The sequence below is a fragment of the Capnocytophaga sp. HP1101 genome (assembly GCF_054772415.1).
Window position 1 is genome coordinate 1 of sequence record NZ_BPUU01000020.1, and the last position, 22,536, is coordinate 22,536.

17 protein-coding genes are annotated in these 22,536 nt (G+C 41.8%); 4 read left to right on the top strand and 13 right to left on the bottom strand.

The features are described from left to right. Window positions 1-61: 61 nt before the first annotated feature. From RCZ04_RS10715 to RCZ04_RS10735, 5 genes are all read right to left on the bottom strand, one after another. A complete protein-coding gene (locus tag RCZ04_RS10715; protein ID WP_460486032.1) occupies window positions 62-496 on the bottom strand; it encodes a septal ring lytic transglycosylase RlpA family protein in 435 nt (144 codons plus the stop codon). Between the two features lie 82 nt (window positions 497-578). After that, a complete protein-coding gene (locus RCZ04_RS10720) occupies window positions 579-1,979 on the bottom strand; it encodes a PorP/SprF family type IX secretion system membrane protein (protein WP_460486033.1) in 1,401 nt (466 codons plus the stop codon). 9 nt (window positions 1,980-1,988) lie between these two features. After that, window positions 1,989-5,291, bottom strand: coding sequence for a T9SS type B sorting domain-containing protein (locus tag RCZ04_RS10725; protein WP_460486034.1), 3,303 nt, complete (start codon window positions 5,289-5,291; stop codon window positions 1,989-1,991). Window positions 5,292-5,802: 511 nt separating this feature from the next. After that, the gene (locus RCZ04_RS10730; RefSeq protein WP_460486035.1) at window positions 5,803-6,747 is read right to left on the bottom strand and encodes a hypothetical protein; all 945 of its coding nucleotides are present in this window, start codon (window positions 6,745-6,747) and stop codon (window positions 5,803-5,805) included. A gap of 57 nt (window positions 6,748-6,804) precedes the next feature. After that, window positions 6,805-7,008: a hypothetical protein gene (locus tag RCZ04_RS10735; protein WP_460486036.1), complete on the bottom strand. Its 204-nt coding sequence runs from the start codon at window positions 7,006-7,008 to the stop codon at window positions 6,805-6,807. A 758-nt stretch (window positions 7,009-7,766) separates the two neighbouring features. Here RCZ04_RS10735 and RCZ04_RS10740 point away from each other — a divergent pair. Together RCZ04_RS10740 and RCZ04_RS10745 are read left to right on the top strand one after the other, a co-directional pair. Beyond that, a complete protein-coding gene (locus RCZ04_RS10740; RefSeq protein WP_460486037.1) occupies window positions 7,767-8,438 on the top strand; it encodes a response regulator transcription factor in 672 nt (223 codons plus the stop codon). 2 nt (window positions 8,439-8,440) lie between these two features. Beyond that, window positions 8,441-9,715 (top strand): sensor histidine kinase, encoded by a 1,275-nt coding sequence (locus RCZ04_RS10745; protein WP_460486038.1) that lies wholly within the window; start codon window positions 8,441-8,443, stop codon window positions 9,713-9,715. Window positions 9,716-9,814: 99 nt separating this feature from the next. On the opposite strand, the gene RCZ04_RS10750 is transcribed toward RCZ04_RS10745, so the two are convergent. From RCZ04_RS10750 to RCZ04_RS10785, 8 genes are all read right to left on the bottom strand, one after another. Next, window positions 9,815-10,579 carry an exodeoxyribonuclease III gene (locus RCZ04_RS10750; protein ID WP_460486039.1) on the bottom strand — a complete coding sequence of 255 codons (765 nt, stop codon included), beginning with the start codon at window positions 10,577-10,579 and terminating at the stop codon, window positions 9,815-9,817. Then, the gene (gene deoC / locus RCZ04_RS10755) at window positions 10,579-11,241 is read right to left on the bottom strand and encodes a 2-deoxyribose-5-phosphate aldolase (protein ID WP_460486040.1); all 663 of its coding nucleotides are present in this window, start codon (window positions 11,239-11,241) and stop codon (window positions 10,579-10,581) included. Before deoC ends, RCZ04_RS10750 begins: the two co-directional genes overlap by 1 nt. A gap of 197 nt (window positions 11,242-11,438) precedes the next feature. Then, window positions 11,439-12,083 (bottom strand): hypothetical protein, encoded by a 645-nt coding sequence (locus RCZ04_RS10760; RefSeq protein ID WP_460486041.1) that lies wholly within the window; start codon window positions 12,081-12,083, stop codon window positions 11,439-11,441. 5 nt (window positions 12,084-12,088) lie between these two features. Beyond that, window positions 12,089-13,093, bottom strand: coding sequence for a hypothetical protein (locus RCZ04_RS10765; RefSeq protein ID WP_460486042.1), 1,005 nt, complete (start codon window positions 13,091-13,093; stop codon window positions 12,089-12,091). Window positions 13,094-13,133: 40 nt separating this feature from the next. After that, window positions 13,134-15,272, bottom strand: coding sequence for a S46 family peptidase (locus RCZ04_RS10770; RefSeq protein ID WP_460486043.1), 2,139 nt, complete (start codon window positions 15,270-15,272; stop codon window positions 13,134-13,136). 42 nt (window positions 15,273-15,314) lie between these two features. Beyond that, window positions 15,315-16,001 (bottom strand): LOG family protein, encoded by a 687-nt coding sequence (locus RCZ04_RS10775; RefSeq protein WP_460486044.1) that lies wholly within the window; start codon window positions 15,999-16,001, stop codon window positions 15,315-15,317. A 108-nt stretch (window positions 16,002-16,109) separates the two neighbouring features. Next, window positions 16,110-17,276 carry a vWA domain-containing protein gene (locus RCZ04_RS10780; protein WP_460486045.1) on the bottom strand — a complete coding sequence of 389 codons (1,167 nt, stop codon included), beginning with the start codon at window positions 17,274-17,276 and terminating at the stop codon, window positions 16,110-16,112. Then, complete coding sequence (locus RCZ04_RS10785) at window positions 17,273-18,016, bottom strand: porin family protein (RefSeq protein ID WP_460486046.1); 744 nt, start codon at window positions 18,014-18,016, stop codon at window positions 17,273-17,275. The genes RCZ04_RS10780 and RCZ04_RS10785 overlap by 4 nt, the downstream gene beginning before the upstream one ends. 926 nt (window positions 18,017-18,942) lie before the next feature. Here RCZ04_RS10785 and RCZ04_RS10790 point away from each other — a divergent pair. Next, entirely contained in the window at window positions 18,943-19,917 is a 975-nt protein-coding gene (locus RCZ04_RS10790; protein ID WP_460486047.1) for a homoserine O-acetyltransferase family protein, read from the top strand. Between the two features lie 188 nt (window positions 19,918-20,105). After that, the gene (gene thrA / locus RCZ04_RS10795) at window positions 20,106-22,520 is read left to right on the top strand and encodes a homoserine dehydrogenase family protein (protein ID WP_460486048.1); all 2,415 of its coding nucleotides are present in this window, start codon (window positions 20,106-20,108) and stop codon (window positions 22,518-22,520) included. Window positions 22,521-22,536 lie beyond the last annotated feature (16 nt).

The window sequence follows — 22,536 nt, forward strand, 5'->3', positions numbered from 1 at the left end:
GAGAGTATGTCGCCGCCTTCTTACAAAAGTCCCCAAAAGCGTATGCTTTTGGGGACTTTTTCTATTCTACTATTTCTATATCTACTTGTATTAATCCTTTGTTCTTGCTCTCTGTAATTTCCATAAAGGCTCGTTTAGTGAGGTCAAGCTCCCTGCCTTTGGTAAAAGGGCCCCTATCGGTAACGGTTACTATCACTGACTTACCATTCACACGATTTGTAACTTTCAACTTTGTACCAAAAGGCAACGAGGGGTGCGCTGTAGTGAGCTTACTATTACTAAATACAGCCCCACTGGCAGTCTTTTTCCCGTTGAACTTATCGTGGTAATAGGTCGCAGTCACATTGGTCTTATATGCACCTGTTTTTACATTAGCACTTTTTTTTGTTACTGCTTTTTTCCCGTCCGAATATCTATGACTATCTACAGTACTACAAGCTTGTAATACTAATAGCCCTATAAGGCATATTGCTATTTTAAAAAAGTTATTCTTCATATATTTTTTCTATTATTAGTATTAAAAACAAAACGATGCTTTACATTAGCAAAGCATCGTTTTTTATATTACTTAAAATGCCTTATAAATTTCCTACTTTTAGTACCCAGATATTAGAGTTCTTAAATTCAGGGCGCTTGAGCAAGTTCAGTAATGCTTCTCCTGCTTCTCCGCGCGATTCAAAAGGTCTATCAATGTAGATATAAGTCATATTATTCTGACTGTTCTTAAAGGTAAATACCTTGATACCTAAATTCTCTATATCTCGTCTCATTTGGTAGGCTCCTTTGGCATTTTGGAATACCCCTGCAATTACGTAATAACCTTGCAATACGCCATCTATTTTTGGGTCTTCAACTACAGTTATACGTTTGTCTAATTCCTCTTGAACGGTAGGTGGTTTAGGAGGCTTAGGAGGTTCTACCGTACGGGTTTTCGTTTCTGTTACCGTAGGAGTTACTACCTTAGGCTCTGGCGGTGTTACCACAGGAGGTTCAGGTGGTTTTTTGTTAATAGGTTTCTTAATATGATGTTTGCCACCAAACTGATAAGAAACTACCACGTCATAACTTCCTCCCAACTCAGCTACATAATTAGCAATGGTTTGTTCGTAGCCAAACCCTACGCTTAGATGATTAGTTACGTTGAAACCTAATCCACCGAAAGCCCCATATTTCTGGTCGTAGCCAGCATATGCCCAACCTAAGGGGACATCTAACATTACGTGTCCACCTAATTGGAAGTTGTCTTTTGTCTTCTTGCCTTTAGCATATACAGTAAAAAAGCCATCTTCTAAGAAATCACTGCGAGAATCTAACTCTTTGCGGTACATCACGTGAGCGGTGAGCGATTTCTCGTTAAAAGGTACCGCCATTTCTCCTGCCGAAAACGAATAGTCTAACAGGTTCTCAGCGGTAATACCAAAGTGCCAAAAGTTAAAGTTTACATCTACCCCTGGTTGTAGGTTGATGATACTCGTAGGCTTTGCATTTTCTATCAAGGGGTCTTGCACGTTTGCGCGCACTTTGTTTCTATCAATGCTACTGCGGGCAAAGGCCATGTTTAACCCTAAGCGCAAAAAGTTATCGTCTGATATTTCTACTTGGTGCACGTAGTTCCCCAGTATTCCTATATTAGCAAATATACCTGCCGTACGTTGAAAAACCAACCCGTGTGCCATATTGTTGCCGTCGTAGTAATCATTCTTTCTTCCGGCATCGCCACCCCATTTCTTACCATAAGAAAGTCCAAAGGTATTAAACTTATCCTCCTTAAAGCCCATCCACTGGTTACGGTGAAAAAAGGTAATTTGCGACTCGTTCTTGCTAAATATCGGGAACGCAGGGTTCATCAGGTAAGTGTTGTATTTTACAGCCGTGTGCCCAGGCATTTCGTAGGGTAAGTAATTACCATCACTTTGTGCAAATAAAAACTGAACACTAAGCGCCAACACTGCTATCGTTATGTTATGTATTGTCTTCATCGTCAATTCTTATTTAAGTATTGTAATGGTTCCTTTCTTATCCACGCTTCTCGTTTCACCGTTTTCGGTAATCTCACCTTTGAGGGTGTAGATATAGATAAGTGCGCGCTTGCCAAGGTCGTTAAAGGTGCGCTCATCGGGCCACGTATTCTGGTAGTTGTTCGTTGAGAGCACTTCCTTACCTTCTTGTGAGTATATGGTAACCTTCACTTTAGGAGTGAGGTATACCGATGGTATTTCCCATTTGTCGTTAATACCGTCGCCGTTAGGGGTTACCACATTAGGCACTTCCACCACTTGGTAGATATTCAGTTCAAACGGCAATACATTCTCGCCTGCCGATGGGCACGATTCTTCCCTTAGCGTATAAGCACCCGACATATCCTCAGAGGTCACCTCCAAAGTCGTGCCGTATTTCACCGTGCCGTCGTCTTTTGTCCAGCTGAATTTATTACCGCCTTCGGCTACCAATTTATCACCTATGCGTACGTCGAACCTGCGCTCACGGGCAGTACTGGTTTGGTATACTTGTTTCACGGGAGCAGTGCCTTGACTCTCGCGCACTAAACTTAGTTTCAAACCGCCTACTTGGTAGTTCTTCACCTGTATGTGTGCGCGTTTGGGGCAACCGCCATTATTGATTTCCAAATAGTACTCGCCTATTTCGTTCACGCTTGCCGTTGGGTTCTCACTGCCTATAGGGGTGTCCTCCTTATAATTGGCACTCGTTACTTTCTTCCATACGTATGAAAAACTATCGGCTACTGATGAATTAGGGTCGAAGCTATCAGGGGCTACCGTAAGGCTAATAGTCCCGCCTTCACAAAGGTATACCGTGCCTTTCGCTCCGTCAGCTGATGATATCTCAAAATCTGGAATAGGAGTAAAGGCTACCGGCTTTTCATCCGATGTCTTGATAATCGTACCATAGCTCACTCGCACTGAATATTTAGCCGACTCCGAGTTGCCTGCACGCGATACTACAAACTGCTGTCGGGTCTCCCCTGGCACATCGTTGCCGTCTTTCAGCCATTGGAAGTTAAAAAACTGATAATCTACTTTCTTTACTTCCACTTGCTCACCACTACTGCTGAGCTGTACCGTTATTTTCTGTACCTCAAGGGTGGTTTGCGTACGGGTTTCGCAGTTAGTAGTGGCCACCGTTCCCACTTTCACGCCTTTAATATCAGCAATGGTTTCAAAGTAAATAGGGGTAAGGCTGATACTCGTTCCACAAGTGCCACCATCGGTGATTTTTGCTTCGTATACGTCAGCCGATACAGGCGTATCAGTAACTGTGTATTCCACACCCGTAGCGCCTGTTATTACGGTGCCGTTTTTCTTCCATTCCACAGTAGGGTTGGTCATATTGTGCGATATTTTCAGTACCGTAGTTTTTGCAGGGTAGTAAATCTCGCGAGTGTTCATATCTTCCGCCCAACGTGCTGTGATAACAGTGCGCTTTGCCACTACCGAGTTGGACGTAGCGGGGCAACCTCCGCCCGTACCGCCTATGGTAGCGTAATACACTCCTGTGGTAGTTACCCCATATTGGGTCATTCCTACCCCTTGTGCTATTTGCACGCGGTCTTTAAACCAAGTGTAAGTAGCTGTAGGGTCGGCACCAGTGGTAACCGTGAGCGTATACACCTCTCCACAGAAATCCACATTGTCTACACTGTTGTTAATGCGTAACGCATTGCTGTCCTGCAATTGAATATCCAATACATTCGATTCAGGAATGGCAGGAAACCCCGAAGCCGTTATTTTCAAGCGGTATTTGCCGTTTTGGGTAGCGCTGTTAAGGGTGATTTCTTGCGTGGTATTGATATCGGTAAATGCACCGCCCGTTTCTCTTTGCCATTGGAAAGTGAAAAACGAATAGTCGCTCGGGTCTATTGCAAGCTCAGTAGCACCCGATACGGCTGTGATTTTGTCTACCGTGAGGTCTATGCTGTTCGTCTCGCAAGGCTGATAAGAAGTTTTAGGCTTGATGCTCACCTTGAAGCTATCAGGGGCTTTAAGTTCGTACTCCTCAGTTTCTACCGTCGAGGCACAACTGCCCGTTTGGGTTACTTGGGCTTTGTATTTGCCTGCGCTGGTGGCTACATAAGTATTGGCAGTTTGCCCCGGTATTTCCACCCCGTCCTTAAACCATTTGTACGACGGATTTTGGGCAGTAGTGTTTACGCTGAGGGTACGCTGTTTGTTGGGTAACAATACATTGCCCCCCGTGGTAGTAATATTAGCTTTAATAGCATCTTTATGTTTTATTTCTATCTCATTGGAGCGCACATCGCAGGCACTGCCGTTGCCTATCTGTACGCGGTATTTACCTGGAAGATTATTGGGGGGCGACACCACATAGGTAGCCACCCCGTTAGTTTCGCCCAATTTAGTATTGTCGCGATACCACGTATAAGTCTCATTGCCCGCAGGAGCAGCAGTAAGGGTAAAGCTCTCTGAACTACATATCTCAGTAGCCGAACTACTCAATATTAACGACTGCCCACCGCCTGCAACTTTTACAGTGATGTTGTTGGACTTTGAATAATTTCGGTCAAAGCAGTTATCGCCGTAATCGATAGCTACTATATATGTTCCTTCTTCAGTTACAGTAAGTTTAGGACCTGTTTGATTAGGTATTTTAATTCCCCAAGAACTACCGTGGTAAGAAGGGTCAAAAGGTTTTCTATACCAAACATACTTGTAGTCAGAAATATTGGTACTTCCAACACTAGTAAAAATTTGTGCTACTGATATTTCTAATGACTGTCCAGGACAAAGATTTATATTACCTGAAGGAGTAGTTTTTAAAGCTTGTGCTACATTCATATAAGAACCTTCAAATTCCTGATTAGGACTACTACCAATAGTAGCTATTATTTCGCTCGCAGGGTTGGTTGAACGTACGCGAATCCGGTATTTTTTACCCTTTAAAGTCTTAGGGAAAGTTACATAGGCTTCAAAGGTCTGGGCTGTATTTAATGTCTTTCCAGGCCAAAATTTTTCATTCTGAGTTTGTAGTACAGTTGGGTTATTGAAACTTCCATTAGCATCGGAAAGTTCAAATATATATTTATTATCAGCATTTGGAAGAGGGGGTGACCAACGTACACTAATTCTAAATCCTGAATCATCTTTTGGATTGTTTGGCTGAAGTTTCCCATTGTTAGTAGCACTTGCACAAACAAAAGAAAAATTTGTTTTTGCAGAAACTAGTTTATTATCTTGTCCTTGCACTCCTTCTATACCAAGGAAGTATAAGAGCAGAAAAACACTTATGTATTTAAAAAAATTGCTTACTTTCATTTTAAAATACGAATTAAAACATTGCTAAAAATACTATAAATCATACCCACTGGGTACTATACACGGTGCAAAGATACGAAAAAGAAATATCTACACAAAAATAATTGTCCATTTTTTTTACACTCTTCTGTTACCTTTACTCAACGTCCTTACCTGCTTTCTGTTATAACTCGCTGAAAATTATACACTTTTTACTATATAATCCCACTTCACATTCCCTATACCATCGCGCTACTCCTGTGAAATTTTAAGCATCAATTAAGAATCTTTTAAGAATGTTTAACGCAAAGCTTACGCAGGTAAAAGCTAATAGGTAAAACCACAACCGATATAATCCCCGTCGCTACTTTCCCCCTTTCCGTCACTATTTCCCTCACTATTTCCGCCACCACATTTCTCCTCTCCTTGTGAGAAGTCTACGAATAGGAGAGTATGTGATTGGGGGGAGAATATTAATCAAAAAAGGTACCCAATCTTTGGATACCTTTTTTACTGAGAATGTAAATTGTCTCTAATCTTCTATAAAAATAACTTTTTGAGCCTCTGGGTTACTTATCACATCTTTTAAAATAGAAACATAGAAGTTATAAGGTTCTATATCAGAGAATACAAGAAAAGATTGTAAGCTACCACAATCATAAAAAGCTATAGCTTTATTTTTAGGCATTAATTTTATATTTGCAGATCTCAAGCGTATAGCACCTCTTGGTTGAGAGTCTCCTATACGTATACCTAAAAGGGGAGGATAGCCTGGGTCTATTACCACAGAGATAGCTTCTTTATAATAGATTCCTCTAGAAATGGCATCTTCTTTATAGTAATTCTCAAAGCGGTATTTGCCAAAAAGAATATTTTTATAACGAGCATTTAAAACTTCTTTAGAGTCTTTTGAATTATAGAACGAGAAAGGAACATCTGGATCCGAAAGAGAGGGACACTTTGCTCCACTGATATTTTTAGGAATAAAAGGAGGAATAAATCTATCTATTTTTTCTTCATTTGACACAACCAATCCTATGTCTAAATGATTAGCATATAATATCAAAGGAAAGTTTTTTTGGTGCAAGTCAAAGAAATGAAATTTTTCAGTTTCATCAACGTATACAGATTTTAATAGTTCTACATATTCCTTATAGGCATCATCTGTTGGAAAAATGTAAAAACAAGTTGCTTTATAACGAAACTCATTCTCAAAAGAATAAGCAGGATAAAAATTAAAATTAATGGAAAAACTATCATAGAAAACAACAATACGCTCTTTTTCCATTAAACCAAAATTTAAGTTTTGAGGAGTATTTTCTCCTTCTTTTAAATTACAAGTAGCTTCAAATCTTTGTGGGTATTGAAAGAATTTTTTAGCCTTTAATTCTTTAGGAATAAGATATCCTGTTTCAGTGTGTGTAATTTCTTTTCCTTCTGGATTAACAATCTCATATTTTGCAAAAAAGGAGTCCAATAATTTGTTAGACCCTTTTAATGTTGTTTCTTCATTTGGAATAGCACATTCTGTATTCTACCAAGTAGGATAATTTTCAGGGATATATTCAGGAATATTAAACCTCTTAAAGTCTTTTGCATATCCCAAAATAATTTGGTTAGTTTTTACGGTAGGGGTAGCGGTACCGTTATTACCGTTGTTATCACAGTTGCAATCTTTGTCTTTACTACAAGACGCTAAGGCTAACCCAATAGCCAAATAGAATAAAAATTTCTTCATAATGTTGTAATTTTATATGTTATTTATGCCACAAAAGTACAACATATTTTTTAACTGTGCAATTTTTTTCAGTTAAAAGTTACTAAGAGGGTAAATATAAAATACTTGCATCTCTGTTATAGCTGTAATCCCCGTCACCATCTTCCCCCTTTCCGTCACTACATTCCCCCTCTCCTTGGGAGAAGTCTCCGAATAGGAGAGTATGTGATTGGGGAGAGGATTCCCTTCCCCGTCACCACATTTCCCCTTTGAACGGAAGTCCGCGAGAGCGGAGTATGTGTAAAGAGGAATGTTTCCTCCTAGTGCCTATGGCCTAAGGCCTATCACCTATTCCTCTTTCTTTCGCCTCGAAACCCCGTTTTTAACATTTTTAGCCTTGTTGTATTATATTATTAATCAACTACTTATATACCCTTTCTATACCAATCGTCCAAGATTCGTATAAGCTTCCTATAAGCTCTCTATAAGCTACCCCCACCCTCCTTACAGCTCATTTTTTATCTTTTACCTGAATTACTTCTTCCGTTCTTCTCCGATATCTTCCGAATCCTCCAATCTCTCCTCTAACCTGTCCGACCCGTCCATTCCCCTTGGTGGTATTATCAGTATTTTTGGCATTTCTGGCATTATTGGTATTTACCCCATTCTCTAATTTGCTAATTTTCTCATTTTCTCATTTGCTAATTTGCTAATTTCCTAACTAACCATTAACCATTAACCATTCTTCATTCGCAATTATTTATTATCTTTGCCCCCGTATGAAAATCCTGATCATAGAAGACGAAAAAGAACTGCGCCTTACCCTGCGTCAGTTTCTGGAACAAGAACACTTTCTCGTAGAAACGGCAAAAGACTATCGCGAAGGGCTCGCTAAACTCGCCGATTACGACTACGATTGTGTGCTGTTAGACATTATGCTCCCCCGTGGTACAGGTATGCAACTGCTCGACGAGCTCAAAGCGATGAAAAAGAACCATTCGGTGCTCATCATCTCTGCCAAAGACTCGGTAGAAGACAAGGTGTTGGGTCTCGAAAAAGGCGCTGATGATTACCTTGCTAAACCCTTTCACTTAGCCGAACTCTTGGCACGGGTGAAATCCATCATACGGCGCAAAAACCAACAAGGCGAGGAGATAATTACGCTCAAAAACGTACAACTTTTCCCCGAAACGCGCACCGTAAAGGTAGGCGAAGCAACCCTTACCCTCAACCGTAAAGAATACGACCTGCTCTATTATTTTATCATTCGCCCCGACCGATTGGTAGAGAAAACAACCCTTGCCGAAGCCGTGTGGGGAGACTATATCGACCAAGTGGACAGTCTCGACTTTATCTATTCACAAATTAAAAATCTCCGTAAAAAACTTAAAACTGCTGAAGCCGAAATCGACTTTCAAGCAGTGTACGGTATTGGCTATAAACTCGTATAACGATGAAAATTTCACTGAAAAACTACACCCTGCGCTACCTTACCCTCGCCTTCCTGCTCATCTTGGCGGTGTGGGCTGCCGTGTTCTATGCTTATATTTTAGACGAGGTGTACGACAATATCGATGACGGACTGAAGGACAAGAAGACACTCATCATCCAAAACATCCTCCGTCACCCCGAACTCTTAAAGATAAACGAATTTGGTATTGAGGACTTTAGGGTATATCCTTCACAAGAAGATTTCACGAACCGCAACATCCTCTCAAACGCTTTCTTCTATATGCCTTTTGACGATGAAGACGAGCCCTATCGCGTGCTCAAAACAGGCTTCTACGACCGCGATATGAACCCTTATGTGCTTGAAATACGCACCTCAACGGTAGAAAAAGACGATTTGCTATTCAACTTGGCAGTGGCATTAGGAGTGCTGTACGTGGTGTTAGTGCTCTCAATGTATCTCATCAACTTATTGTTGATTAACAAGATATGGAAGCCTTTTAAGAAGATAGTAAATGCAATTCAGCAATACGAAGTGGGCAACAAAGCAGCGCTACAACCCATTCACACCGAGGTAATAGAATTCAACGTCTTGCACGACAACATCAAGCAGATGTGGCAACGAAATGAAGCTATTTTTGAAGAACAGAAAACTTTCATTGAAAACGCGTCACACGAACTGCAAACCCCTTTAGCTATCACTCTCAACAAGTTGGAACTTTTAACCAACGACCCTACGCTTAGCGAAAAACAATTGGTACAACTCAGTGAACTCAAGCAATCGCTAATGCGAATGACCCATTTAAACAAGTCGTTATTAATGCTCACACGCATTGAAAATCATCAGTACAAGCAGAGCGAAAAAGTGTCGTTTACAACACTTACAGCCAATATCACAGAAGATCTAAGTGATTTAATTGCCTTTAAAAAACTGAATGTTACTACACAAGCAATCGGTGATTTTCAAGTAGAAATGAATAACGATTTAGCAACTGTACTCGTTTCCAATTTACTGCGCAACGCCATCAAATACGCCGAAAAAGAAGGAGAAATACAAGTGTTGATAAAAGCGAATCGCTTTCAAGTGAAGAATACCGCTAAAAACAATTTGCGCTTAGACGGTAGCAAGATTTTCCAGCGCTTTCACAAAGGGCAGCAGGACGCCTCTTCTACGGGCTTAGGCTTAGCCATTGTCAAATCAATTGTGGATAGCTACCAATTGAGCATTTGTTATAGTTTTGAAGAAGGAATGCATTGTTTCACTTTAAAGAAGATATAAAAAAATAAAAGCTATCCGAAAAGTATCTTTTGCAGTATAAACAGCATAAACTTTTCGGATAGCCTTTAATGTCCTGTGCATCACACCTCACATTAACCACTAATCTTTAATCGTTAATAAGATAGGGCAGTGGTCGCTGTGTTTGGCTTCGGGGAGGATAAGTGCGCGTTCCATACGGCTTTCTAAAGGAGTAGATACCAAATGATAGTCGATGCGCCAGCCTTTGTTGTTGTTGCGGGCATTGGCGCGATAGCTCCACCACGAATACTGGTGAGGTTCCTTGTGGAAATAGCGAAAACTATCGATAAAACCACTCTTCATAAAGTTGTCAATCCACTCGCGTTCCACAGGCAAAAATCCCGATACATTGGCATTGCGCACAGGGTCGTGAATGTCGATAGCCTCGTGACAGATATTGTAATCACCGCAGATAACCAAGTTAGGCACTGTTTTCTTCAGTTCATCAATGTACTTTTGGAAATCGGCCATAAAGGTGAGTTTAAAATCCAAACGGTCGATATTAGTGCCCGAAGGCAAATACAAGCTCATCACCGATAGGGTCTCAAAATCAGCGCGAAGCACGCGTCCCTCCTTGTCCATATAGTCGATGCCCGTACCTACTTCCACGTGTTTAGGCTCTATTTTGGAGAGTATCGCCACCCCACTATAGCCTTTTTTCTCAGCACTGTGGTAATATTGGTATTTGTAGCCCAATTCGGTGAAAACCTCCGTAGGAATTTGGTCTTGAGTAGCTTTGATTTCCTGCAAGCAGAGTACATCAGGGTCAGCACTTTTGAGCCAATCGGCTAAGCCTTTAGTGAGCGCAGCCCTAATGCCGTTCACATTATAACTGATAATCTTCATTAGTACCCCGTTCCTTTCTCTCCTTTTAAGATTGCAATGCCATTGGAAGTGCCGATGCGTTGTACGCCTAAGTTTACGTACTGCATAGCGGTTTCGTAATCACGGATACCGCCAGAGGCTTTTATCTTCGCTTTGTCTTGCACGCATTCTTTCATCAGCTTCACATCGGCAAGAGTAGCGCCTCCAGTGCCAAAGCCAGTAGAAGTCTTCACAAAATCTGCCCCTGCTTCAAGAGCTAAATGGCATGCCAAGCGTTTTTCCTCATCGGTGAGGTAGCAAGTTTCTATAATCACTTTTAGCACACGGTTTGTACCTACCGCTTGTTTTAAGGCAGCAATTTCTTCACGCACCTTGTCTACTTCTCCTGATTTCAGCCAGCCCACATTGATGACCATATCAATTTCATTGGATCCGTCCTTAAGGGCTTGTTCTGTTTCAAAAAGTTTAGCTTTAGCTGACATTGCCCCTAAGGGAAAGCCTACTACGCTGCACACTTTGATATCAGTGCCTGCTAAAAAATTTTTGGCGGTTGCTACATAGCCACTATTCACACATACTGAATAGAAATCGTACTCTACAGCTTCACGGCAAAGCGTTTCAATTTCGGCAATCGTAGCCGTTGCTTTGAGAAGCGTGTGGTCAATAAGTTTGTTTAATTCCATAGTTTTTTAGATAAGAGGTAAGAGGTAAAAGGTAAGAAAATGAGATGCTAATTTCTAATGACTAACATCTAATTTCTAACTCCTATTCCCTAATCCCTATTTTAATATATTCACGTTGATTATAATTCTCTTTAAAATTTATAGGCATATACAGAAAGCTGTTTTTGCTAAAGAAAATGGGCTCTTTTTCGTCGTAATCAAGTATCCAATAAAGAAGGATAGACAGTAGCCAACTCTTTAAAATTGAGAGAGGGACTTTTATTTACTTTGTAGAGCGTTAAGAACATTATCATTCCATTGCTATATACATTCATCACATAGTTGTTGTCAGGTGATATGAAGGCTTCTCCCTCTATTTCAGTTTGATTACCTGTTTGCTTATCAATAAAAAGAATTTGTTCTGCTCTATAAACTGTATATCTCACTACATATTGGTTTAAAGCGGGAGCTTCGCCCAAATAGTCATACCTCTCGGCATCACCATCATTCTCTGACGCTTCTGTATCTTCAAGAGTAACCGTCCTATTTTTACAAGGAAGTGTAATCACCCCCTGTTGTTTTTTAATTCCATTATCTTTGACAAGAAAATCATAGCGATATTTCAAGGCTTGTAAGTACTCTTGTTCGGAGATTTTTTCAATCGTAAAGAGCTGATTAAAAGTTTTAGTATCCGATTCATTTCCCATAGTTTCCAAAAGCTCTTTCTCGGTAAGTTTGGGCTCTTCTGATACTTCTGTTGTTATTGCAGATGTTACTTCTTCTTGTTCAGCAGGTTGTTGCGACTGAAACAACTGACACCCCGTGAGGCATAATAGCAATAGGTAAAGTGTAAGGTATTTCATAACAACTATTCTTTAATTCGTATTTTGATGTACATTCGCTGATTGTTAGGCTCTCCTCTGCTGTCTAAAAAACTGTTTATAGGATTGATAGAAGCATACAGATAACCATTTTTAGCAAAGAAAACTTCATTATGTTCAATATTGTAAAATTTCCAATAGCTAAGTTCAGCAGTAATGATGTGTTTTACAACAAAAGGCCTGATACTTTCTATTTTATACAGATGAAAACTGTCAGGTTCAGAGAAATTGTCATTGGTTATCATAAAGAGATATTTTCTATTAGGCGATATAAAAGGTAGATGGTCAAAGCTAATTTTCCTACCAGTAGTTTTATCTATAGTAATCTCTCCATAACCATCTCCTACTTGGCTACTTACCACATATTGATTTAAAGTGTCTACTCTACCTACATAGTGATATTCTTCCTCTACTCCACTCAGTTTACCTATAGTGTCCTTAAATTTAACAACGGCTTCTTCACAAACAATAGTGAGGTTCTTACCTTTCTTGAGGAAAGAGGTTGTGTCCCCAATGAAAAAGTCTACCTTATTTTTAATAGCTTTCCGATACGCTTCTTTAGTAATAAAACTGATAGAAAGGTATTTAGAAAAACTTCCAGAAACACTTTCTCTTTGCTTTTCTTTTCTAATATAGTTAGAAAATTCTAATTCTTCTTGAGTAAGATTGAGTTTTTCATAGCTATCGGCATCTTCTTTTAAGATATATTCCTTTTCATATTCGTTATGACATTGATAGAAATGCTCCGAAACCCCTATTATCCTTAGTGGCTCACCATAACTATATGTTCGTCCACTTTTAATATCTTTATTAGCAACTTCATACCTGTCAGCATCTTCCTTAATCACGTACAACTCCTTCTCGACAGGCACAAACACTTCCTCCTGCTTTTCTTCAGCAGGTATTACCTCTTGCACTACTGCTTGTTGCGACTGAAACAGCTGACACCCCGTGAGGCAAAAGAGCGATATATAAAGCGTGAAGTGTTTCATTTTTTGATAATTAGGTAACAAATTCGTCATTCGTAACTCGTCATTTGATCAGTTTCATTTCATTAATCAAATACCCCGCTCCGGCGTATTTATCAATGATAAAGAGCACATAGCGGATATCTACCATTATGTTGCGACATATTTTAGGATCGTAGTGAATGTCGCTCATTGTGCCTTCCCACACACGGTCAAAATTGAGACCTATGAGGTTGCCTTGGGCATCTATCGCCGGACTGCCTGAGTTGCCTCCTGTGGTGTGGTTGGTGGCGATAAAGCACACGGGCATCTTGCCGTTCTTGCCGTAAATGCCGTAGTCTTTTTTCTCGTAAAGCTCTCTCAGTTTGGCAGGGACGTCAAACTCGTAGTCGTTAGGCACGTATTTTTCCATCACGCCGTCTAAATAGGTCATATAGTCGTAAGTTACCGCATCCGATGGCGAGTAACCCGCTACTTTTCCGTAGGTTACGCGCAAGGTGCTATTGGCATTAGGGAAAATGCGGTCGACTGGTTTTGAAAACTCTAAAATGGCTTTCATATAAGTGCGTTGCAAAGCGGTGATCTCATCGTCTAACTGGCGGTAAGTAGGCACTACCGCATCGTAAAAATGATAGACGATTTGCTGTACAAACTGTACGCCTACATCGTTTTTAAGGCGTTTTTCAAAAGCGTCATCGGGGAGGTTGAGCACCTTGTCCATTTCAGTTTTAGAAGCTAAAAACGATTCTTTATAAAGTTTTTCAGCCAAAGTGTGCGCGTCAAATTGTTGGAGATTAGGTGCTAATAAGTTTTTAGGCATTGCTTTGGCGTAGAAGGCTATCGCTTGTTCAAAAGCGGCTTTATCCACGTTCAAATCGTAGTTTTTAAACACGTTTTCAAAGTTGTTTAAAAGGTTTTTCTTGCGGTCGGCAAATGATTGTGTGCCTTTTTCGTGCAAAGCGTTTTGCAGTTGGAGCACTTTATAGCCGTTAGCCAATAGGTCGATATTGCGAAGTACAAATTCCGAATATAGGTCGGCAGCGAGGGCGTAATCTTGAATTTTGGCGTATTTTTCGGCAAATTGAGGGAGAATCTGGCCGTATTCAGCGGTTCTACCGGCTTTTTCAATCGCTTTTTGGAATTTTTGTTCTTGAGCGCGTTTGATCGCAACCGCACCTGATTTTTTCAAACCTTGGGTTTCGCCTATCCATTTTTTCCAATAGTTGGCCACACTGGCGTATTTGGAAGCGTATTTGATTTTTATTTCGTTGTTAGAGCGCATAAATCCGTCTTGGGCTTTGAGCACCACATCGCGAATGCCTATTTTGGCGGGGTTGAGCACGTTCACAATTTGCTCTACAGCTACGGCTGGCAAATACTCTTCGGTGCGACCTGGATAGCCGAAAACCATAGTAAAATCGCCTGCTTTCACGCCTTTGAGCGAGATAGGGAAGAAGTGTTTAGGCTTGTAAGGCACGTTGTCTTTGGAGTATTCAGCAGGGCGATTGTTCTTGTCGGCGTAAACGCGGAAGAGCGAAAAATCGCCCGTATGGCGTGGCCACACCCAGTTATCGGTGTCTGAACCGAATTTGCCAATCGCAGAAGGGGGAGCACCTACCAAACGCACATCTTTAAAAGTTTCAACTACAAATAGAATATATTGATTGCCTTCGTAAAAAGCGCGCACACGGTTCTCTTGCCACGCTTCTTTAGGCGAATTTTTTACCAAAGATGCGATATTGCGCTCTATTTGTGCGGCGCGTACGTTCTCATTGGCGAGATTTTGAGTATCGGCGAGTACTTTTTTAGTAACATCTTCAATGCGAATGATGAAGGTAACTTCTAAATTCTTGTTGGGGAGTTCTTCTGAGAGGTTTTTAGCCCAAAAACCACCGGTGAGATAGTCGTTTTGTACTGAAGAATGCGCTTGTATTTGTCCGTAACCACAGTGGTGATTGGTGAGTAAAAGTCCTTTATCCGAAATCATTTCGGAAGTACAACCTCCGTTAAAGTGGGGTACAGCATCTTTGAGGCTTGACTTGTTCACACTGTAGATGTCGCTTACCGTCATTTTCATTCCTAACGACTTCATTTCCTTGGCGTTCATCCCCTCCAAAAGGGAAGGAATCCACATTCCACCTTGCTGTGCTGTCGCAGGTAACAGGTAAAGGCTAAAAAGTAATAAATAGATATACTTCTTCATAGTGAGTGTTTATAATTAAAGTGCAAATATAGCGAATATTTTCTAAAAATTCGGTTTTAACTGTTGTTTGTTGTTGTAGAAATCTTCAATAACTCTAATCACTTCATCTTCGGTATCTACTAAGTGAAACAAATCCAAATCTTCAGGGCTGATATTGTTGAATTTTTCTAATAGTATCTTCTTTATCCAGTCTACTAATCCTCCCCAATAATCTGTGCCGACTAAAATAATAGGAATTTTGTCTATTTTGTAAGTTTGTACTAAAGTCAGGGTCTCAAAGAGTTCATCAAGGGTGCCAAAACCACCTGGCATTGCTACAAATGCCTTAGAATACTTTACAAACATCACCTTGCGCGCAAAAAAGTAGTTGAACTTGATATCCTTATCGTGGTCAATATAGGCGTTATTCGTCTGCTCAAAAGGCAAGTCAATATTCAGTCCCGCCGATACTCCTTTGTTGAGGTGTGCGCCTTTGTTGCCGGCTTCCATAATACCAGGACCACCGCCGGTGATGATACCAAAGCCCTCATCTACTATCTTTTGGGCGATGCGCACGGTAAGTTCGTAGTAAGGAGTTTCTGGTTTGATACGTGCCGAACCAAAAATGCACACACAAGGTCCTATAGAGCTCATTTGCTCATAGCCGTGTACAAATTCTCCCATTATTTTAAAAATTGACCAAGAGTCGTGTGTTTTGGTTTCGTTCCAAACTTTTGAATGTTTTTTCATAAAGTGAATAGTTAAAAGTGAATAGTTAAAAGTTGTATTCAACTTAGCCAAAGTTTGAAACTTTGGCAAAGTATGTAACGCTACTCATTGGCAAATTAGCTAATTGTCTCATATTTCCTTGTCTGCACGACTCGTGCCAAATTTCTTTAGGTCATTGCCTTTGAGAGCATTTTCTACCAATTCAGGCAGGCGGTCAGGAGTACAGGCAAAGCAGACAATGCCGAGTTTGCTAATCTCTTTGCCAAGTTTCTCATCGTAATCAGGACGACCGCTGTCGGATAAAGCTAAGAGCACCAATACCTTTACGCCATCTTGGTGCATCTCGTTGAGGCGACGCAAGAGTCCTGAGCGTACCCCTCCTTCGTAAAGGTCGGAAATAAGAATAAACATCGTTTTACGCGGATTCTCAATGAGCGTTTGGCAATACGCCACCGATTTGTTAATATCCGTTCCGCCACCTAATTGTATCCCAAAAAGCATATCCACAGGGTCTTCACGGCAAGCTTCGGTAAGGTCGGTTACTTCGGTGTCGAACACTACCACATGCGTGTCAAGGGCTGGCATACTCGCAAAGATAGATCCCATTACAGACGAATAGATAATCGAATCGCACATCGAGCCACTTTGGTCGATGTCGAGAATTACTGTCCAGTTCTTTTGGCGCTGAGTGCGTTCAAAAAAATAGAACTTTTCGGGAATAAGTCGCTTGGTAGCGGTATCGTAGTTCTTGAGGTTGCGCTGGATCGTGCGCTTCCAGTCGGTCGATGAGAAGTTAGCAATGGGCGTATGCGCTTTTTTGTTCAGTGCCCCAGTAACCGCACGGCGCAGGTCTTGCTCCATACGCTTCATAATCTCGTTCACTACCTCTCTTATCAATTCGCGTGCCGTGTCCTTACTCTTAGCTGGAATCTGTCCTTTGAGCGCCATTAGCGTACCCACCATTGAGATATCGGGTTTTACGTTCTTGAGAGTTTCGGGTTCAAATAGTAGTTTGGTGAGCCCTTTACGCTCAATAGCATCGGTTTGAATCACGCTCACCACATCAGGAGGGAAGAACGAGCGCACATCGGTAAGCCACTTCGCTAAATTAGGCGACGAACTGCCTAAGCCCGCCGAGCGCTTGCCTCCGCCGTTGCCGTTGCCGTCGGTATCGTCGTAAAGCGCCGCAAGGGTAGCATCCATCAGTGATTGTTGTTCGTTCAGAGGCACCTCGCCCAAAGCATTAGCATCCTGCCCCAAGATGAGTCGCCAGCGTGTAAGTGGATCGTCTGTCATAAAATATAAAAAAGTAATCCTAATTGTAATACATTCGATTTGAGACTGGTGCCGTCGGTAGTTTTAGCATCTTTCAGCAAGGGCGTAACGTTGTACTGCACGTAGAAGTTCAGCGCGTTATACCCAAAAGCAATAAAAGGTTTCACCTGAAAGGTATGAGCGATATCTGAGTTCTGAAAAGCTGTTGAAACGCCATTAGCAGTATATAGGCTTCGTCCACTGAAAATATAAGCAAAGCGCGCACCTGTATACACCCTCCAAAACTTATGACTGTAGGGGGTAGAGGTACGAAAGCGGAACTCTACAGGTATTTCTACCGAATGTGTCTCGAAGAAGTTACGAGTGATGTTCAAGTCATTAAAATGTTCCACAATCTCATAGGTAATGCTAGAAGTACTTTTGTTAGCCACCATATTGTTGTAAACCAAATCGTAGGCATACCCAATACCAACCCCAAAGCCCACGTTGCGCGCTTTGTTTACAGGCAAATCACGCACGAATCCCACGTGAATACCCCTTGAAAGATTGTGCTGCACCACACTATTTGCCTTGCCAGCCAGATAGTCGTAAGTAAGCCCAAAATAGAATTGGTCTTCAAGATAATGCAGGTCTGCCATTGTATTGGTAGCCGTAGCCGTTCCTGAAGTGTTAATCATTCCGTCGTCGCTGTCCTCTTGAGAGTAAGTAAAGAGCGAAAAGTGAAGAGCGAAAAGCAACAGTATCGTATTTAGTTTATTCATCTCTTTTCTTCTATATTTTGGGCAAAGGTACAAATAATTAGTAAATTAACAAATTTGTCAATTATAATGTAACTCTCGCCCTTTCGTCACTACATTCCCCCTTTAGAGGTTGTCCGCGAGAGCGGAGTAAGTGAATAGGGGAATGTTTCTCTCACTTTTCCGTCACTACAGTCCCCCCTCTGCGAGGGGGTTAGGGGGAGGTTTCCTCGTCATTCGTTCGTCAATTCTTCATCTTCTCATCATACGCCCGTGCGGCTCGCACTGCTACAATTCCTCCTTTGGAGGTCGTCCGCAAGAGCGAAGTAAGTGAATAGGGGAGGGGATCTCTCACTTTTCCGTCACTACAATTCCCCCTCTACGAGGGGGCTAGGGGGAGATTTCCCTCGTCATTCGTCCCTCGTCATTCGTCCCTTTTCTCCTATTGCCTATTGCCTAATGCCTATTGCCTCTTCTCTTTCTTTCGCCTCGAAACCCTATTTTTAGTATTATTGGCATTATTGTATTATGTTATGAATCAATTTCTTATATACCCTTTGTATAACAATCGTCCAAGATTCGTATAAGGTTCGTATAAGCTTTGTATAAGCTAAGCATACCCTCCTAATAGCCTTTTATCTTCAAAACCCCTCTCAAACCTCTTGTGAAAAACTTCTTTTTCTTCCGATAGCTCCTGCCTCTTCTTATATAAACAGTTAGTCTGTTGAATGTCAGTAAAAAAGAATCTCTTTCTAAATAATTGAAAAAAATGTAATTAAAACTATTTGCTTACATAGAAAATTATTCTTACTTTTGCCCCATTCAAAATCAATATAAAAATAATAATATTTTTTAAACAGAATTATTTTCCTGTTATAATATCTGAAAAAAGAAAATAATTCTGAATATGGTTTAAATATTATCTATAAAAAGTATTTTTTCACGCCTTTATGTCCGATATCCTGCATTACCAGCTCACTGATTTCGTCACCTCTTGCGGGGTGCGCATCCCTGCTCTTAGGGTGTATTACCAAGTGTTTGGTCGCACCTTGGGCACGGCTCCCGTAGTGGTGGTAAATCACGCTTTTACAGGCAATTCTCAAGTAACAGGTGAGAGCGGTTGGTGGCAAGAAGCCATAGGTGAAGGTAAACTCATCGATACACTTCAATACACCGTAGTGGCGTTCAACATTCCTGGCAATGGCTTTGGGGCAAGTGAAGAGGATTTGATTACCAACTACCAGCACTGGTCGGCAGTAGATGTAGCGCGCATTTTCAACGATGGGCTCACTCAGCACTTAGGACTAACAGAAGTGTTTGCCCTCGTAGGCTGCTCGTTAGGTGGTGGTATTGCGTGGGAAATGGCTACTCTCGCCCCCACTTTATTCAAAGAACTCGTGATTGTAGCTGCCGACTGGAAAGCCACCGACTGGATTATAGGCAACTGTCTGTTGCAAGAGCAGATACTCAAGAACTCTACTCACCCCCTGCACGATGCACGTTTGCACGCAATGTTGTGTTACCGCACACCACAATCGCTAAAACTGAAGTTTGAGCGCACGACCAACATCCCTTTGCAGTTGTACAATGTAGAGAGCTGGCTACTGCACCACGGCGAAAAACTCAACAAGCGCTTTACGCTCGCTGCCTACAAGCTGATGAACCAACTCGTAAAAACCATCGACATCTCAAAGGACAAAGGCAGTTTTGCCGAAGCGGTAGCCCCCATCACAGCGCATATTACCTTAGTGACTACTGATTCTGATTTGTATTTCGTCCCTCAAGAAAACCGCGACACAGTAGCTGAACTCCGTGAAATGGGCAAGCCCGTAGACTATTACGAAATCCATTCCGTGCACGGGCACGACGCTTTTTTGATAGAACACAAACAGTTAGAACAGTTTTTGAAGAAAATTTTTAAGTAGTGAATAGTGAATAGTGAAAAGTCGCATTGTCGTTTTTGCGTCACTACAATTCCCCCTCTTTGAGGGTTGTCGGCAATTGCCGAGTAAGTGAATTAGGGGGAGGTTATATTAAACTAAGTTGAAACTAAAATTCATACGTTTGACCTACATTTGTTAATTATTAATTGTTAATTGTCAATTGTTATATAATGAAGATATTAAAATTTGGTGGAAAATCAGTTGCCAATGATGGCATCGAAAAAGTACTCAGCATTATTGCTGACCTTGCTCAAAATGAACCTATAGCAGTAGTAGTCTCAGCACGTGGTAATACTACAGATGACTTAGAAGCCTTGCTTGAAAAAGCGAGTAAAGGCGAGGACTATAGCGCCGATTTGCAGCGCTTGAAAGACGAACAACGGTACGACTCAAGCGTGAACTTTGAACCTGAATTTCAGTTGCTCGAAAAACTCTTGGAAGGGGTGTCGCTGCTCAAAGATTACAGTGCGAAGACGAAAGATTTAGTTTTGGCTCAAGGCGAACTAATGTCGGCTAAGCTGATTACCGCTTTGTTACAATGCAAGGGCTTGAACAGCACTTTTGTAGACAGCCGCGAAATCTTTAAAACCGATGCGGTAGTAGGCAATGCGCAAATCATCAACTCAGTGTCCGAAAAACTCACCAAAGAACGCTTTGCGAACATTCCAACTAATTGTGTGGCTGTGGTTACGGGCTTTATCGCTTCCACCGAAAAAGGCGATACTACCACTTTAGGGCGCAACGGCAGCAACTATTCAGCAGCTCTTTTAGCCAACTACTTAGACGCTAATGAACTGCAAAACTACACCCACGTCGATGGTATTTTCACCGCCAATCCTGAATTAGTACCTGAAGCCAAAATCATTCGTCAGCTTTCGTACGAAGAAGCCAATGAGTTGGCTAATTTTGGGGCTTCTATCCTGCACGCGAAGACTATTATCCCACTCATTGAAAAAGGGATTCCTTTACGCATCAAAAACACTTTCAACAGCGAAGACGAAGGCACGCTCATTCACAACGAAAATGTAGAAGAGGGCATCAAGTCAATTTCAGTAATTAAAGATAATGCGCTTATCGTGATGGAAGGTCGCGGACTCTTGGGTAAGGTGGGCGTAGATGCGCGTATTTTTAGAGCCTTGGCACAGAAGGATATCAGCGTGAGTATCATCTCACAAGGTTCTTCGGAGCGCGGGGTAGGTCTCGTAGTCGCCTCTAAAGATGCACAGCAAGCCAAAATTGCGTTGGACGAAGAGTTCTCACACGATTTCTATACCAATGACGTGAGCGATGTATCAATAGTAGACGATGTGGCCGTTATTTCTATTGTAGGGCAACCGCTGGCTACCTTTCACCACCCTTACAATGCACTTATCCGCAACCAGATAGTACCTTTATTGCTGAACAATGCGGTTACGGGTCGCAATGTGAGTTTGGTGCTCAAAACCGAAAAGCTCCACAAGGCATTGAACGTGATTCACGGCGAAATCTTTGGGGTATCGCGCCGTATCAATTTGGTGATTTTTGGCAAAGGTACCGTAGGAGCTACCCTCATCGACCAGATTTTGGAAGCGCACGACAATATCCTGCAACGCAAGAATATCAGTTTGCGTATCGTAGCGATTGCCAACTCTCAGCAATTGCTCACCAATGCGAAAGGAATTGGTAATAATTGGCGCGAAACATTCGATAAAGAAGCGGTACCTTATACTTTGGACACCCTGCAAACTTTTGTAGATAAAAATCATTTAGAAAACCTTATCGCGGTGGACGTAACCGCCAGCAAAGATTTTGTAGTGAACTACATTCCGCTGATAAAGAGTGGTTACGACTTGGTTTCAGCCAATAAAATTGCCAATACCATCTCCTACAGTTTCTACCAAGAGTTGCGCAAAACCCTTAAACAACACCAAAAAAACTACCTCTATGAAACCAATGTAGGTGCCGGTTTGCCACTGATTGACACTATCCGACTCCTGCACCATTCGGGCGAGAACATCACCCGCATCAAAGGGATATTTTCAGGAACACTCAGCTACTTGTTTAACACTTTTTCAGCGGAAGACAAGCCTTTTAGTGAAGTATTACAGCACGCTATCGCCAGCGGTTATACCGAACCCGACCCACGCGAAGACCTCTGTGGCAACGATGTAGGGCGCAAGCTGCTCGTTTTAGCCCGCGAATTGGATTTAGGTAATGAGTTCAGCGATGTGAAGATACAAAACCTCATTCCTGAGCACCTACGCGAGGGCTCGGTAGATGATTTCCTCAAGCACTTAGACGATTTCAATGCCCCTTACCAGCAAATCAAAGCAGCCCAAGCTCCTGACCACGTACTGCGTTACGTAGGCGACCTCCACGGTGATTTGGCCTCTACCGAAACCGTGCAATTGGACGTGTCGCTCGTATCGGTACCTCGCAACAGTGCGTTGGGACAAGTAAAAGGCGCTGATGCCGTGTTTGAAATTTATACCGAATCCTATGGCGATAACCCCATCGTAATACAAGGAGCAGGGGCAGGAGCTTCGGTTACCGCACGCGGGGTGTTTGGAGATATTTTGAGATTAGCAGAAAAAAGCAGGTCTTAGGTGTTAGGCCTTAGGT

Bases quoted from the DNA above. Each gene is read 5' to 3' on its own strand.
- RCZ04_RS10715 (WP_460486032.1), bottom strand. From the start codon at position 496: ATGAAGAATAACTTTTTTAAAATAGCAATATGCCTTATAGGGCTATTA.
- RCZ04_RS10720 (WP_460486033.1), bottom strand. From the start codon at position 1,979: ATGAAGACAATACATAACATAACGATAGCAGTGTTGGCGCTTAGTGTT.
- RCZ04_RS10725 (WP_460486034.1), bottom strand. From the start codon at position 5,291: ATGAAAGTAAGCAATTTTTTTAAATACATAAGTGTTTTTCTGCTCTTA.
- RCZ04_RS10735 (WP_460486036.1), bottom strand. From the start codon at position 7,008: ATGAAGAAATTTTTATTCTATTTGGCTATTGGGTTAGCCTTAGCGTCT.
- RCZ04_RS10740 (WP_460486037.1), top strand. From the start codon at position 7,767: ATGAAAATCCTGATCATAGAAGACGAAAAAGAACTGCGCCTTACCCTG.
- RCZ04_RS10745 (WP_460486038.1), top strand. From the start codon at position 8,441: ATGAAAATTTCACTGAAAAACTACACCCTGCGCTACCTTACCCTCGCC.
- RCZ04_RS10750 (WP_460486039.1), bottom strand. From the start codon at position 10,579: ATGAAGATTATCAGTTATAATGTGAACGGCATTAGGGCTGCGCTCACT.
- deoC (WP_460486040.1), bottom strand. From the start codon at position 11,241: ATGGAATTAAACAAACTTATTGACCACACGCTTCTCAAAGCAACGGCT.
- RCZ04_RS10760 (WP_460486041.1), bottom strand. From the start codon at position 12,083: ATGAAATACCTTACACTTTACCTATTGCTATTATGCCTCACGGGGTGT.
- RCZ04_RS10765 (WP_460486042.1), bottom strand. From the start codon at position 13,093: ATGAAACACTTCACGCTTTATATATCGCTCTTTTGCCTCACGGGGTGT.
- RCZ04_RS10770 (WP_460486043.1), bottom strand. From the start codon at position 15,272: ATGAAGAAGTATATCTATTTATTACTTTTTAGCCTTTACCTGTTACCT.
- RCZ04_RS10775 (WP_460486044.1), bottom strand. From the start codon at position 16,001: ATGAAAAAACATTCAAAAGTTTGGAACGAAACCAAAACACACGACTCT.
- RCZ04_RS10780 (WP_460486045.1), bottom strand. From the start codon at position 17,276: ATGACAGACGATCCACTTACACGCTGGCGACTCATCTTGGGGCAGGAT.
- RCZ04_RS10785 (WP_460486046.1), bottom strand. From the start codon at position 18,016: ATGAATAAACTAAATACGATACTGTTGCTTTTCGCTCTTCACTTTTCG.
- RCZ04_RS10790 (WP_460486047.1), top strand. From the start codon at position 18,943: ATGTCCGATATCCTGCATTACCAGCTCACTGATTTCGTCACCTCTTGC.
- thrA (WP_460486048.1), top strand. From the start codon at position 20,106: ATGAAGATATTAAAATTTGGTGGAAAATCAGTTGCCAATGATGGCATC.